7 protein-coding genes are annotated in these 15,473 nt (G+C 63.1%); 2 read left to right on the top strand and 5 right to left on the bottom strand.

Going from position 1 to position 15,473, the window contains the following annotated elements; translation table 11 throughout:
* Positions 1–18: 18 nt before the first annotated feature.
* Entirely contained in the window at positions 19–8,256 is an 8,238-nt protein-coding gene (locus NGM99_RS20125) for an apolipoprotein A-IV repeat region-like domain-containing protein (protein WP_252822296.1), read from the top strand.
* A 506-nt stretch (positions 8,257–8,762) separates the two neighbouring features.
* Here the strand turns inward: NGM99_RS20125 and NGM99_RS20130 are convergent.
* The 4 genes from NGM99_RS20130 to NGM99_RS20145 all read right to left on the bottom strand — a co-directional run bounded on the left by NGM99_RS20130 (position 8,763) and on the right by NGM99_RS20145 (position 13,188).
* Entirely contained in the window at positions 8,763–9,359 is a 597-nt protein-coding gene (locus tag NGM99_RS20130; protein WP_435371464.1) for an ABC-type transport auxiliary lipoprotein family protein, read from the bottom strand.
* 278 nt (positions 9,360–9,637) lie between these two features.
* Complete coding sequence (locus NGM99_RS20135) at positions 9,638–11,146, bottom strand: MlaD family protein (RefSeq protein ID WP_252822298.1); 1,509 nt, start codon at positions 11,144–11,146, stop codon at positions 9,638–9,640.
* A gap of 12 nt (positions 11,147–11,158) precedes the next feature.
* On the bottom strand, positions 11,159–11,983 hold the full coding sequence (locus NGM99_RS20140) for an ABC transporter ATP-binding protein (protein WP_252822299.1): 825 nt from the start codon (positions 11,981–11,983) through the stop codon (positions 11,159–11,161).
* Complete coding sequence (locus NGM99_RS20145) at positions 11,983–13,188, bottom strand: ABC transporter permease (RefSeq protein WP_252822301.1); 1,206 nt, start codon at positions 13,186–13,188, stop codon at positions 11,983–11,985. The genes NGM99_RS20140 and NGM99_RS20145 overlap by 1 nt, the downstream gene beginning before the upstream one ends.
* A 103-nt stretch (positions 13,189–13,291) precedes the next feature.
* On the opposite strand from NGM99_RS20145, the gene dgcA reads away from it, so the two are divergent.
* Positions 13,292–14,275, top strand: a complete 984-nt coding sequence (gene dgcA / locus NGM99_RS20150) for an N-acetyl-D-Glu racemase DgcA (RefSeq protein ID WP_252822303.1) — start codon at positions 13,292–13,294, stop codon at positions 14,273–14,275.
* On the opposite strand, the gene NGM99_RS20155 is transcribed toward dgcA, so the two are convergent.
* Entirely contained in the window at positions 14,227–15,447 is a 1,221-nt protein-coding gene (locus NGM99_RS20155) for an MFS transporter (RefSeq protein WP_252822305.1), read from the bottom strand. The genes dgcA and NGM99_RS20155 overlap by 49 nt on opposite strands.
* Positions 15,448–15,473 lie beyond the last annotated feature (26 nt).

Below are 15,473 nucleotides of genomic sequence, written 5' to 3' on the forward strand. Positions count from 1 at the left end.
GTACAGGGTAGCGGCGACATGGCTCGAAATCCGTCAAGCACCAAGACCAGCAGCGACGTGTCGCGCGATCTTGATGACGACCTCGAACTCGACCTTTCGAGCAGCGATCTCGATTTCTCGATGGACGATCTGGAAGCGCAGATTTCCCAGGCCGCCGACGAGATCGTGCGCGAGGGCCGCAACGGTCAGGAGCCGGTCGCGGATGCCGCACCCGCTTCTGTCGCCGCTGCTGCTGCGACGACCGTCGTTGCAACGTCAGAACCTGCTCGCCCGCGCATGTCGCCGCTCAAGCCGGAAGGTCATTCTCCTGCAAACGACGACTCCGCCGCTGCCACGACCACGATCGCCCGCCCGCCGCTGACCGAGCGCAAGCCTTCGAACGGCATTTACTGGGCCATGGCGCTGCTCTCGCTCGCCTGGATCGCGGGCGGCGTCGTGGTGGCCGACACGGTCGCTGCGCCCGGCCTGTGGAGCATCACGTCCCTTTCCGATTTCATTGCGCGTCCAGCCTTGCTCGGCGTGGTCGTCGGCGTGATCGTGCCGATCATGCTGTTCTGGGCATTTGCTGCTATGGTCCGCCGCGCACAGGAAATGCGCCTGGCCGCGGAAGCCATGACCGAAGCCGCCCTCCGCATCGCCGAGCCGGAGAGCGCCGCGCAGGAGCGCATGATGTCGGTCGGCCAGGCTGTGCGCCGCGAAGTGGCTGCCATGAACGAGGGTATCGAGCGTACCCTCACCCGCGCGGTCGAACTCGAAACGCTGGTGCACACCGAGGTCAACCAGCTCGAGCGCTCCTATGCCGAAAACGAGAAGCGTATCCGCTCTCTCGTGGACGGCTTGGGCAGCGAGCGTGAGGCCGTGGTCAGCCACGCCGAGCGCGTGCGCGCGTCGATTTCCGGTGCCCACGAGACCCTCAAGGATGAACTCTCGGCTGCCAGCGAGATCATCGGCAAGAACATTTCCGATGCTTCGTCCCATCTTTCCGGCGTCATCGCCGGCTCCGGCGACAGCCTGATCGAGCGCCTGAACGAGAGCGGCAAGTCGATCGCCGGCATCATCGACGAACGCCTCGACGGCATCGATGGCCGCATGAACGCGTCTGGCGAGCAATTCGCCGGCCTGATCGACGCGCGCCTCGATGCGCTTCAGTCTCGCACGGAAGGCGCCGCTCAACACCTTTCCGCGGTCCTCGAAGAGCGCACCAGCGGCATGGTCGCAGCGACCGATGAGGCGACACGCTTACTCAACGAGCGTTTCGATGCGCGTGTCACCGACATGCAGCGCTCGCTTTCCGAGGGCGGCGACGCCCTTCTCGGCGAGTTCGACGCCCGCGTGGCTGCCTTCGATGCTGGCGGCGAGCGACTTCACAACGCGCTCGATGGCCGCGCCCGCGCGATCAACGACACCTTGCTCGAACGCGCTCGCGAGATCGGTGACGCCTTCAACACCGGCCGTGACGAGTTCGCGCGCGTCGTGGAAGATAGCCGTGCCCGCATCGGCACGGATATCGCCAGCCTCGTGGATCACGCGTCCGAAATCATGGAAGCGCGCCGCATCGAACTGACCGACCGCTTCGCCGAAGGCCGCACTGAACTGTCGCGCATTCTGGAAGATGATCTGGCACGACTGGGTGATGCCCGCTCCAAGCTCGACGAGGGCATTGTCGAACAGGCCCGCCTGCTCGACGACCGCGCAGCCGCGCTCACCGACCAGCTGGCCGCTGGCCGTTCTACGCTCGCCACGGCTCTGGAAAACGATCTGGAAAAGATCGCCGAGGCGCGCGGTGCTGTGGACGCCGTCTTCGCAGAGCATACGCGCTTTATCGATGATCGCAGCAACGCGTTTGTCAGCCAACTGGCTGATGCCCGGTCCAAGCTTGCCGAAACGCTTGAAGACGATTTGAGCAAGCTTTCGGATGCACGCACTGCGGTTGACGCCGTCTTTACCGAGCAAAGCCGTTTCGCCGAGGAGCGTAGCGCGGCGTTCGCCGGGCAGCTGTCGGAAGCACGAGACGCCCTTTCCCGGACGCTGGAACACGACCTTGCGAAGCTCTCAGATGCCCGTGCGGCAGTGGACGCTGTGTTCGCAGAGCAGGGCCGCCTGACGGAAGAGCGCACCACAGCCTTTGCTGCTCGGTTGGCGGATGCGCGTGACGCACTCTCACGAACCCTCGAAGATGACCTTTCCAAGCTTTCCAACGCCCGCGCAGCGGTAGACGCCGTGTTCGCCGAGCAAGGCCGTTTTGCCGAAGAGCGGACCGCTGCTTTCGCCGGTCAGTTGGCGGATGCCCGTCAGATCCTTTCGCGCTCGCTCGAGGACGATCTCGCTCGGTTGTCCCAGACGCGCGGCGAGATCGACGCGCTGGTTTCACAGCACGCCGATATGCTCGAAGCGAGCCGCGCTGGCATGACTGCGGCGCTGAACACAGAACTGGCCAAGTTCGATCAGACCCGCGCTGCGCTTGATGATGCCATTGGTGAGCACGTGCTGAAACTGGCGGAGGGCCGTACCGGTCTGTCCGACGCGCTTGAAACCGATATCGCCCGCCTGGGCGAGCTTCGCACCGGCATTGACGAGGCCCTGAACGAGCAGCTTCGCCGGATCGAAGACGGCCGCAACGCGCTGGCTCATTCGCTCAACGACGATCTGCAGAAGCTCGGTCACACCCGCACGCAGATGGACGAATCCATCGCCAAGCATATCGGCCGCCTCGCTGAAGGCCGTAGCCTGCTGGCGCGTGCGCTCGACAACGACCTGATAAAGCTGGGCGACGCCCGCTCTTCCATCGACGGTCTGGTGTCACGCCAGGTCGAGAAGCTGGCCGAGGGTCGCGATATCCTGCGTCGCGCGCTGGAAGCCGATCTTTCGAAGATCGAAGAGTCGCGCGCCGATGTCGCCGTGTCGCTCTCGACCCTGATCGCCGATCAGGCCAAGCATCTCGAAAGCGGCCGCGAAATGCTTTCGCGCACGCTGGAGAACGATCTCGAAAAACTGTCGGTCGCCCGTTCCTCCATCGACGGCCTCGTGTCTCGTCAGGTCGAGAAACTTGCCGAAGGCCGCGACATCCTGCGTCGCGCTCTGGAAAGCGACCTGCAGCATGTGGAAAAGGCGCGCATCGACATCGATGACATGCTGAACGGCCTCATCAGCCGTCAGGCTGAACAGCTCGCGGAAGGCCGTGAGACGCTTTCCCGTTCGCTCGAAGCCGACCTCGCCAAGCTGGGCGAAAACCGAGCCTCGATCGATGAGATGGTCGCAGCCCAGGTTGGTAAGCTCGCCGAGGGTCGTGAGCGCCTGCGCGAGGCCATGGAAGCCGACCTTCACGCTCTCGCCGAAGGTCGCGCAGACCTCGACGCCCGCATGAACGCAATCGCTGCGGAACATCAGCGCATGGTCACCGAAGGCCGCGGGAACCTCGCCCGCGCGCTCGAAACTGATCTCGCCAAGCTCGCCGACAGCCGCGCTGCCGTCGATGACATGATGGCCATCCATATCGAGCGCATGGGCGAAGGCCGCGCCGACCTGCAGCGCGCGCTGGAAGACGACCTCTCCCGCCTCGCCTCCTCGCGCGGTGATCTCGACGATCGCGTCAAAAGTCTTTCCGCCGAGCATGAGCGGCGTCTTATTGAGAGCCGCGACGAGCTGGCCCGTGCCTTTGAAGCCGATCTCGTTCGTCTCGCTGAGGAGCGCACGGCGCTCGACGGAATGCTGGTTGCCCAGGTCGGCAAGCTCGCGGAAGGTCGCGAGGCTCTGTCGGATGCGCTCGAAGCCGATCTGGCGCGCCTCGCTGAAAGCCGCGCCTCGGTCGACAGGCTCCTCTCCGATCATTCGCGCGTTCTTTCCGATGGCCGCGCCGAGCTGGCGCGTGCGGTCGAGACCGATCTTTCACGTCTGGCCGATGCCCGTTCGGAACTCGATGCGCGCATTGGCACCATCGTCGGCGAGCACGAGCGGTCGCTGGCTTCGGGTCGCGAGGCGCTTTCACGTGCGCTCGAACAGGATCTCGAAAAACTCGCATCGAGCCGCGCCTCGATCGACGGGATGGTGACGGGTCAAGTCGAGAAGCTGGCTGAAGGCCGTGACATCCTGCGTCGCGCGCTGGAAGCGGACCTGTCCCGCTTGGCCGACAGCCGTGCCTCGCTCGATGCGATGGCGAAGGATCATGCCCAGCGCTTCATCGAAACGCGCAACGCCATGGGCGATGCGCTCGAAGACGACATCGCGAAGCTGTCTCAGGCTCGCGACGCCATCGCCGCGGCCGTTACGAGCATTGCGAAGGAGCAGGCTGCAACGCTCGCGGCGGGTCGCGAAGAGCTGGCGCGCTCGCTCGAAGACGATCTGGCCAAGCTGAACGAGAGCCGTGTCGCCATCGATGCCATGGTGACAGCGCAGTCCGACCGCATGGCGGAAGACCGCGATCGGTTGCGCGCAGCCCTCGATGCCGACCTTCTCAAGCTCGAAGAAGCGAAGGCTTCGGTGGAAGCGCTTGCCAACATTCAGGTGCAGAAGCTGGCCGAAGGACGCGACGTGCTGTCCCGCGCACTGGCGGAAGACCTTGGCAAGCTTGAGGAACACCGCGCTTCGATCGATACGCTCGTTTCGAGCCAAGTCGAAAAGCTGGCTGAGGGCCGCGCCATCCTGCGTCGCGCGCTGCAGGCTGATCTCGATCAGATCACCGAGGCTCGCGCCGACTTCGAGGGCCGCGTGGGTGAGGAAATCAACGGTCTCGCCGATCGACGCCTCGCCTTCACCCGTGCGCTCGATGAAGATCTCGATCGCTTGGGTGACGCCCGCACCGAACTCGACCGCCACTTAGCCTCGCATATCGAGACTTTCGCTGATCGTCGCACAGAAATCACCGGCGCGTTGGCGGGTGATGTCGCCCGCATCGATGAGGTCTTCCGCGCCCATGCCGACAATATCGGCACCCGCACCGCCGACCTGTCGCGCGCTTTGGAAGGCGGCGTGCAGAATGTGCGCGAAATTCTCGAACTGGGCGCCGCCAACGCCGCAGGCGCGCTCCACGACAAGGTGATCGAGCTGACCACCATGTTGGTGGAAGAGTCCGGCCAGGCGCTCAACGACGCCGACGAGCGTTTGGCTCGCCGCGCAGAGCAGACGGCAGAAGCCTTGGCGGCTCGCACGCATGAGATCGCCGACACCTTCGATCGCGCGGACCGCCGTCTGGTCGAGCGTGCCGAAGCAACTTCTGCTGCGATGCTCGCGCGAAACGAGAATGCAGCAGGTGCGATGTCCGACCTCGCGGTTGACCTCGAGCGCCGCTTCGAGACGGCCCAGCGCAACCTCGCAGAGCGGGTCGAACTGTCGAGCGCAGACCTTTCGAACCGCGTCGAGAGCTTGGCTTCCGCGCTGCAAGAGCGCACCGGCGAGATCGCCGCGAACTTCGAACGCGCGGATGCGATCCTGACGGAACGCGCCGTACAGACGGCGATGGAAGTCGCCGGCCGCGGCGCAGAGATGTCGCGCGAGTTGCATGACCGTGCCCGCGAAATGGTAGAAGGCTTTGAGGACGCCGGTCGCAAGCTGGCAACTCAGACCGAAGCCAATGCCGAGGCGATCACCGCCCGCGCCGCCGATCTCGGCCGCGAATTGTCCGATGCGGCTCGCTCGGTCAACGCCTCGTTCGACGTATCCGGTCGCACCCTTGCCGAGCGTGCTTCGGCGGTCGGCGAGACCTTGGCCGCCAAGGCCGCGGAGATCGGACAGATCTTCCAGGATGCGGATCGCCAGCTCGGCACCCGCAACGAGGAAACGGCCCGTGCCGTGGCGCTGCGCGCCGAAGAGATCGTCCGTATCTTCGAGGATGGCGACCAGAAGCTCGTAGCACGCGCCGTCGATACGGCCAGCACGCTCGCCCGTCGCGCCGTTGAGCTCGTCAAGACGTTCGAAGACGCGGACGGGCGAATTGCCCGCCGTGTCGAGCAGGTCGCGGGCGAACTCACGGCACGCGCCGAAGCAATTGGTGGTTCCTTCGAGGAGGCCGAACGCCAGTTGGCCGCCCATGTCGATCTGACCGCAGCCTCGCTCGGTGCCCGTGCCAACGAAATCGCCGGCGTGTTCGACGATGTGGATCGTCGTATCACCGCCCGCATCGGCCGCAGCGCGGCCGAGATCGGCGCACGTGCTGGCGACATCACGGAAAGCCTCGAAAAGGCGCAGACGCGCGTGGTCGAGATTTCCGAGCGCGCCAGCGAGCAGTTGGAAGAGCGCGCCGGTCAGTTGGCCGACGTTTTCACTCGCGCCGAGGAGCGTGTCGTCGACATGTCCCGCCGCACGGCCGACGACCTCGGCGGTCAGGTGGAGGCGCTGTCGTCGCGCTTCGATGAGGCAGCACAGCGCATCAGCGGCCGCATCGTTGCAACCGGCAACGAGCTCGACGCTCGCACTCGCGCCATCGACACAGCTATCGTTTCAGCCGCCGAGCGTCTCGCCATCGGCACCGATGCCGCGGTCGGGCGCGTCACCGAACAGCTCGGCGAGGCGCAGGCGCGCATCACCGAGACTGCGGAAGCCTTGGGCCGCACCGTTCGCGCGTCCATCGCGGATGGTGAGCGCCAACTCTCGGCACGTGCCGATGTCATCTCGAACACCTTCGCGGTGGTCGGGCAGCACATCACGGAGGCCACCAACGAGGCTGCGCGCAATATTGGCGACAACACGCGCGAGATCAGCCGCATTCTGGACGAGCGCACCAATGCGATTGCCGGTGTGCTCGACAACACGGCCCGTCCGCTCGTGGAACGCTTCATGACAGGCGGCAACGAGTTCCAGCGTGCCATTGAAGCTACCACGGCCCGTGCCGCAGAGCGCTTGCGTGCTGAAAGCGAAGCGGTTCGGGGCGAGTTCGCCCGCAGCACCGAGGAAACGATACAGGCCGCGTCGTCTGCGGGTGATCGCCTCACCGGTGGCGTCGGCGAGCTGGTCGAGAAGATTTCCGGATCGAGCCAGCAGCTCAACGAACTGGTCGACCTCGCCAAGGAGAGCCTGGAAACCGTCGATCGGCGCCTCAACCAGAGCACGCAGCATTTTGCGGCGAGCACTGAGAAGGCCGCGCAGACTTTTGCCTCCTCAGCGCGTCTCATCGACGCCAATGTCGGCCGCGTGGCGGATATGTCGTCGCAGACGCTCACCGAAGTGGCGAGCATCGCCAGCCGCTTCGAGGAGCATGCGCGCCTGTTGACGACCGCCTCCGACCTCCTCGGCTCGGCACAATCCAACCTCGTCTCCACGCTGGACGATCGCCAGAACGCGCTCGAAGACTTGGCCGTGTCGCTGGTCAGAAAGTCGGAAGACATCGAGCGCCTGATGCGGTCCTTCGAGTCCTATATCGGTGACGTCCTCGACAAGGCGCAGGATCGCACCAAGGCGACGACGGAAGGCATCCGTGGTGCGATTACCGAAGTGGTCGAAGCTGCAACCCAGCGCTTCACCGATGCGACGGAAGAATTGCGCCGCACAGCCGGCTCGATCCGCTCCGAGCTGTCGGAAACACGCGCGGAACTGAAGCGCGGCGTGCTCGACATGCCGGAAGAGGCTAAGCAGTCAACGACCGCTATCCGCCGTGCCGTGAGCGAGCAAATCAATGCGCTCAAGGAACTTTCGGATATCGTGGCCCGGACCGGCCGCACCGTCGATATCGTAGAACCGCGCCCCGCACCTCGCCAGGAGACGCCGCGCCCGCCGGAATCGCCCCGTCCGCAGGCCGCGGTGCGTCAGCCGGATGCTGAAGTCGAAGCCGATCTGCGAGGCACGCTCGACGGCAATGTGACGGTTCTACCGGCCCGCGAGCAGCGCCCAGCCGAAGCGCCGAAGCCTGTGCGTAAGCCTGAGCCGGTTCAGGAAGCGGGCCAGCCCGCCACAGCACCTGCTCTCAAGACCGAAGACAACGCAGTCGGCGGTATGCTCGACTCGCTGAATTCGCTCTCGGTCGATATCGCACGCGCCATCGACCACGACGCCTCGGTCGAGCTGTGGGATCGCTATCGCCGCGGCGAGCGCGATATCTTCACGCGCCGCCTCTACACCCTGAAGGGCCAGCAGACTTTCGAGGAAACGAAACGCAAGTATCAGGCCGACCCGGAATTCCGCGCGATCGTCGATCACTATTGCGAGGATTTCCAGACGCTGATCCGCCAAGTCGCCAAGACAGACCGGGCGGCGACGCAGAAGTATCTCACTTCCGATACGGGCAAGGTTTACACGATGCTCGCTCACGCATCAGGGCGGCTAAAATAGAGGCCGGTTCGAACGATGAAAATGCGGGGCGCTTCGGCGCCCCGTTTTCGTCCAAGGCCTCGGTCAGGCAGCCGCGCCAGTGAACCGCATGTCGGACACTGAGTGAATTCTCAGGTCGCATGGCGGTGAGCAACAAAGGGCAGGGATTATCGCGTCAAGCCTGAGAGGCCATGTCGTGCGCAGCGTAGTGCGAGTAGGGCCGAACAGGCGCCACGTTTTTGGGCTGCAGGCTAAAGCGCGGAAAATCAGTTGACGGACGCAACAACGATCAGGCTCTGCCGCCGGAACAGAAGGCGCTCATGGCATTCGAGGCCAAAATTCGGCTAATCGCCAAGCCTTCGCCGATGCGTCTCGGCGCCGACCTGTCGAAGCGCTAGAATGCTCTAATTAATGACTGAACTGGGCTGCATCGGGCCGTGAGTGCAGAGGCAGGCGGTTGAGAGATGCTTCGCCTCGCCGGCCAGTTGTTGCCCAAAAAGCGAAAAGTGCAACCAAACTCGGCCGGCTCAAACCCGGCTGCGTGTCCAGTCCACGATTTGTGTCGCGGCCTGACCGAAAGCGGCGCTCAAAGCATCGACGTAAGCCGCGTTGCCGGCGCCCGATACCGGCGCACGGCCGGTAAATTCACGTGTCGCGCGCACCGTGCCATTCTTGTCGTTGAGAAGTTTCACGAAGAGCTCGACATCGGCCGTGCGGCCGCCGTTGACCGAGATGCCGAAGCGACGGATTTCCACGATGACTTGATAGTCGATCGCGAGGCCCTCGCCTGGACGGCCTACGCCGCCAAAGCCGCCGGCCTTCTGGAATGTCTCCGCGAGACGCAATTGCACGATGCGTGGCAGACGGTCGGACCACTGGGCGCCGCTGAGATATTCGACGGCGCCGGGACGCGGCGAAATGACGATGTTCTGCCCGTCCAGTGCCTTGAGCGCGGTCGGGTCGGCGATCAGGATTTGGGTGCGCCCGCGTGCCGGGCGCTCACTGATCGAGGGTGCCGTCAGCTCATAAGTATCGAGCGGTGCGGGCCCACCACCGAGCGCGGCGCAACCGGCGAGCAAGCTTGCCAGAAGCATGACGCTGACCGCTTTAGAAGCTCGTTTCACGCGAAACCCTCACTCGTCCCGATCATTCGCGCCCGATCGAGTCAGGCGCATTGTCTCCGACCCTGTGTTGCATCGAAGAGCAATGAAACGCTGTCACTTGCCGGCAACAGCCTTCGAAAAGTTAAGGTTGCGTAAGCACAAGGCAGGGCCGCGCATGAGCAACGATGCCTGTTTGCACTTCAGCGTTCGGCTATGCATTCCGCAGATGAGCGCTGCGAGAATGCAGCGAGCCGATATCGGCTCGCAAACAGCATCTCAGCGAGGCGGAGGCAATAAGATCAGCGCCGCGCGCGTCCCCCATCATAGCGGCGCACTTCGCCCTCGCCGCCCGACAGGATGCGCTGCGGATTGTCGCTGAAATCCGTGATGGCGCGCTCGATCCGATTGATCGACTGCTGCGTGCTGCGCACGAGATCATTGACGTTTTGCAGACCCTGACCCGTAAACCGCGTCAAGCCATCCGTGATCGGCCCGATGCGCCCATTGAGCGTCTCGGCGACGCGTCGGAAACTCGCCAGCGTCGCATTGGCATTGTTGGCAATAGCCTGCGCGTCCGGCGACTGGACGATCTTGTTGATCGAATCCGCCGTCTCACGGAAAGATCGGAAGGTTGCACCAGCATCGGCGATCAGACCCTCGGTGTTGTCGGAAGCCAGCAGGGAATCGACCTTCTGAAGGATGCCATCGACCCGAACCGATGCCGCGTTCAGCCGCGTGGCGAGCTGGCTCGCGTCGGCGATGGCACGGTCGATCTCATCGGTACGGCCACCGACCGTGCTCGTCACACGCTGGATGTCCTGCAAGGCATTCTGTGCGCCTTGGCTGACATCCTGCAGAGTGACCAATGCGGCGTTGGCCGTGCGGCTCGCCTGCTCGATATTAGAGATCGCGCTGCGGATCTGATCGCGGTCAACGGAGTCGAGAATGCCGTTGACCTTCCCAACCGCCGTGTTGCCGTTGGTCGCAAGGTTCGAGAAGTTGGAAAGCGCGGTATCGACGCCTGCCACAACACGGTCGAGGCTGGCGCTGGTGCGACGGACATCGGCTGTGATGCCATTCACATTATCCACGATCTGTCGAATCTGGTTTGGATCGACCGATTCCAGAATATTCTGAGCGGCCTGAATGGACCCGTCGAGCTTACCCGATAACCCGGACAACTCATTCGAAACAGCTGTCACACTTTCCAAAAAGCGGTCGATGCCATCGGCATTGGCCGCGAGCGCGTCGGAGAATGTCTGCACGTTGCGCGCGGTGTCCGTCAGCGGTCCCCGTACATCCTTGGAAAAACCCTCCAATTGGCTAATCACATTGTCCGCACGCTCGAAGATGTCCTGAGCGGTTTGGAGCAGGTTCGTTACTGCCGAGGGATTGGCGGAGATTTCAGCGACCCGCCCCTGTTCCTCAGCCTCGGTGATGAGGTTCGGTTCCTGAAGGTTTCCGCCCTTCAGTTCGATGTTAGCCTGACCGGTAAGGCCTGCGAGGCCGATATCGGCCTGTGTCGAACGCGTGATCGGCGTCAAACGATCGACGAGCGTGTCGGCAATCGCAGCGCTCGGGTTCTGCGCGTCGATGAAGACACGCTGGATGTCACCGATCTTCACACCGTTGAACAAAACTGCACTGCCGCGCCCGAGGCCGGACGCAGAGCCGGGGATACGCACGCGAAGGATAGCCGTTTCACCGCGGTCGCCGATGCCCGCGGTCCAGTACACGAAGCCGAAGGCGGCGAGCACGGCCAACAGCGTGAATATGCCGACGATGACGTAATTTGCTCTGGTTTCCATCGGTCCGTGTTTCTAGCTGCGCGTTTCCATGTCGAGCTGGCGCGCGCGCTTCCCCCGGAAATAGCTTTTCACCCACGGCTCTTCGCTCGCGAGCATTTCTTCGATCGTGCCTTCGACCATCACCTTCTTCTGGCCGAGCACCGCCACGCGGTCGCAAACGGAGAAGAGGCTGTCGAGGTCGTGCGTCACCATGTAGACGGTCAGTCCCATCGTGTCGCGAAGTTTGGCGACGAGCTCGTCGAAATCGGCGGCGCCGATGGGATCGAGGCCGGATGTCGGCTCATCAAGGAAAACCACATCGGGATCGAGCGCCAACGCGCGCGCAAGCGCCGCGCGCTTGATCATGCCGCCGGAAAGCTCCGACGGAAACTTGTTCGCCGCATCGCGCTTCAAACCGACCAGCTCGATCTTGAGCATGGCGAGTTCGTCCATGAGCTCTTTCGGCAGATCCAGATATTCGCGCATCGGAACCTGCACGTTCTCGAGGACGGTGAGCGCCGAGAACAGCGCGCCGTGCTGGAACAGCACGCCCATCCGCATATCCACCCGCGTCTTGTCCTCGTCGGACGCATTGTCGATATCGGTACCGAAAATCTTGACCGTACCCTCCTGCTTCTGGTTCAGCCCCAGAATGGTTCGCAGAAGGACGGACTTGCCTGCGCCCGAAGGACCGACAAAACCGAGGATCTCGCCACGGCGAATATCGAGATTGAGGTGTTCGAGCACGGTCTTGCCGCCGAAGCCGACGGTCACGTCACGCGCTTCGATGATGATCTCGTTCGGATCGCCATGCGGCGCTTGTTGTTCGGCAGGGGCTTCTTGCACGGTCTGGTCCATCAGAAGTCGATTGCCGCGTAGAAGATGGCGAAGAAGCCGTCGACGATGATGACCACGAAGATGGCCTTCACCACGGAAGCCGTCACACGGGCGCCCAGCGACTCGGCGCTGCCACCCACTTTCATGCCCTCGACCGATGCCAGCGTGCCGATGATGAGTGCCATGAAGGGCGCCTTGATCAGTCCGGCGAAGATCGTGCTGATGTCGATCGTCGCCCTCATGCGCTCGATGAAAGTTTCGGGCGAAATGCCTGAATACATATAAGTCACGAAGATTGCGCCGCCGAGCGCAGCAAAATTGGCCGCGATCGTCAGGCAAGGAACTGCGATCACCAGCGCGACGAGGCGCGGGAAGACAAGCACACCGACCGGGTTGAGGCCAATGACCTTGAGAGCGTCCACCTCTTCACGCATCTTCATTGAACCGATTTCGGCCGTGATCGCGCTGCCCGAACGGCCCGCGATCATGATGGCTGTGAGCAAGACGCCCAATTCGCGCCAGACGAGGATGCCGACCAGATCGACGACGAAGATCTCGGCGCCGAAATAGCGAAGCTGAAAGGCACCCTGCTGCGCCACGATGGCACCCACGATGGCCGACATCAGAACCACAACCGGAATGGCGCCCACGCCCATCTTGTCGATGTGGTGAACGATAGCAGTGATATTGACCGAATGGCCGGCACGGCCCGCTTTGGACTGCGCGCCCGCAATAGTGGCGCCAAGGATATTCATTGAGGCAATGAAGTCATCCTTCATCGCGTAGACGCCGCGCCCGATCGCCTCGAGCATGCGGATAACGATGTTGCGCGTGTCGCCGGAAGGCTGCTCGTCCTTGTTGTGCGCCGACTCGCCTACTGCGTCCAGCAGCGTGGATGCGGCTTCGCTCCCACCTGTGACTTCGGTTTCGGTGCCCTTGTCTGAAAGTGCAGCGATCAACCGCTCCACAACCCACGCACCGGCCGTATCCATTTTGGAGACACCGGAAAGGTCTAGCACAAGCTTGCCGCCTTCACGGTTGGCCAGCTCACGCATTTCCTTGTCGACGAGCCCGATCATACGTGTCGTCCACACGCCCGCCAGGGCGACATGCAGCGTGCTGCCGTCTTCGCGCGTCTCGATGCTCGGACGCACATCGGCGGCGCGGGCGTCTGGCTCGCGGCCCGCTTCTGGCTGGCTTGCGTCGGTATCTGCAGTCGTCAACATCTGAATGACCGGGAGGGATTCCAATCCGTCATAGCGTGGCGTAAGCGCCCTGTCACTTTCCCGGCTCGCCTATGGTTGCCGAACACTCAGGAGTGAATCTCTTATGCCACGCCAGTTGTCGGTCCAGGTCGAGAGTTTCCCGATTGCCGGCACGTTCACGATCTCGCGCGGCTCGAAGACCGAAGCCGTCGTGGTGACCTGCACGATCACCGATGCCCAAGTCGCAGGTCGGGGCGAATGCGTGCCCTATGCGCGCTACGGTGAGAGCATCGAGAGTGTCTGTGCGCAGATCAGAACCGTGCAGGATGCGATCGAACACGGCGCTGACCGAAACGAACTCGAACGCCTCTTGCCGGGCGGCGCAGCGCGCAACGCGGTGGATAATGCGCTGTGGGATCTGGAAGCCAAGCTCGCACGGCAGCCGGCTTGGGAACTGGCAGGGCTTCCCGCGCCAAGTCATCTCGAAACCGCCTACACATTGTCTCTGGGCACCGCAGAGGCGATGGCCGGACAGGCACGCGAGCACAACCATCGGCCCCTCCTCAAGATCAAGCTGGGAGCGGGGGGTGACGTCGAGCGTATGGAGGCTGTTCGCCAAGCTGCGCCGCAAAGCAAGCTTATCGTGGATGCAAACGAAGGCTGGAGCGCAATCGATATCGAGGCCAATCTAGCCGTTGCGCGGCGTTTTAGCGTAACGCTTGTCGAACAGCCGCTACCGGCCAATCAAGACGATCTGCTCAGCCGGATCGACCATCCGGTGCCGATCTGTGCGGATGAAAGCGTACACGGCCTCGAAGATCTCGACCGGCTCGCAACCCTCTATGACGCCGTCAACATCAAGCTCGACAAGACGGGCGGGCTGACTTCCGGCCTAAAGCTCAGGCGTGAAGCTGAAAAGCGTGGGCTGCGGATCATGGTCGGCTGCATGGTCGGCACCTCACTCGGCATGGCACCGGCTGTTCTTCTGGCGCAGGGCGCCGAGTGGGTGGACCTCGATGGTCCCCTTCTTCTGGCGCGAGACCGTGAACCCGGCCTTTCCTACAAAGGTTCGCTCGTCTCGCCTCCACCCCCAGCCCTCTGGGGCTGACGCAGGCCGATCAGGATGAGGCCCAAGCCCACGCCTGCAATGAGCGCCATCGACAGAAAGCCATAAGCGCCGACATGGGTGTAAAGATAGCCCGCGAGCAGCGTGAAGAGGCCCACGCTGGCCTGATTGGCCATGAAGGTGACCCCTTGGGCGCCGCTCGTTTGCTGCTCGGGTATCAGTTCCGCGATGGCCTTTTGCACGCCTATAATAATCAACCCGGTCGAGAGCGCATGCAGCGCTTGAAGCACGGTGAACCCTACAGCCCCGAAGCCGAGCGGCTCCGAAACGGAAAAAGCCAGCCAGCGCAGAACTGCGGCGACACCTGCAATCGCGATGATCGTCTGCGCCGAAAAGCGACTCAGCAGGCGCGGAAAGACCAGGAAAAGCAGAACCTCCGCTAACGTCCCAAGCGCCCAGAAGGCACCGATCACACTGTCCGAGAAGCCGAGGCTGCGCCAGTAGATCGAGGCAAAACCGTAAAGGAAGGCGTGGCTTCCCTGAATAGCAGCGACCGCCAGAACCGTCGACAGAAATGCGCGGTTGCTGAGCAGTCTGACACCATCGGCTGGGTTCGCGACGGTCGGCGTTCGTGGCCGCCCAAGACGGGGTGTCGAAAGCGAGACGAGGACCATCAGTCCATAACCCAGGATCAGCAACCACGGAACGATGCCCGCATCCGACCGGGCCAGCACGACACCAGCGATCACATTGCCTGCCAGGTAGGAAATCGAGCCCCAGATGCGCATTTTCGAATAGTCGGAACGGTAGCGTCGGACGCCGGAAACGGCGATCGAATCCGTCAATGTCTGCTGCAGCGGCTGGAAGATGGAGTGCGCCAGCGTCACGGCCAGAACGAGTGTGAAAGACGGCGGCAGAAGATAGAAGCACGTGATCGCGAAAGTGCCGATTGCCGTCCCGATCAGCATCGGCGCTCGGTCGAGCAAACGGTCCGCCAGCGTCGAGAGGGCCGGGGTCGCGACCACGCGCATGAAAAGCTGCGCGGACAGAATGATCGAGATAGCGCCTGCATCGAAGTGCAGATGTTCAAGCCAGAGAGGCAGGAACGGCGTCATCACCCCGTTCGGCAGGAATACCGCGATGTAGAGCAGCGCGATACGCGTCTCGAACCAATGCGGCTTCGGCGGCAGCGCGTCGGTTGTGGGATGCGTCATGAAGAAACAATCGATCAGCTTTTGGC

The sequence above is a fragment of the Mesorhizobium liriopis genome, assembly GCF_024053505.1.
GTDB classification, from domain to species: domain Bacteria; phylum Pseudomonadota; class Alphaproteobacteria; order Rhizobiales; family Rhizobiaceae; genus Mesorhizobium_B; species Mesorhizobium_B liriopis.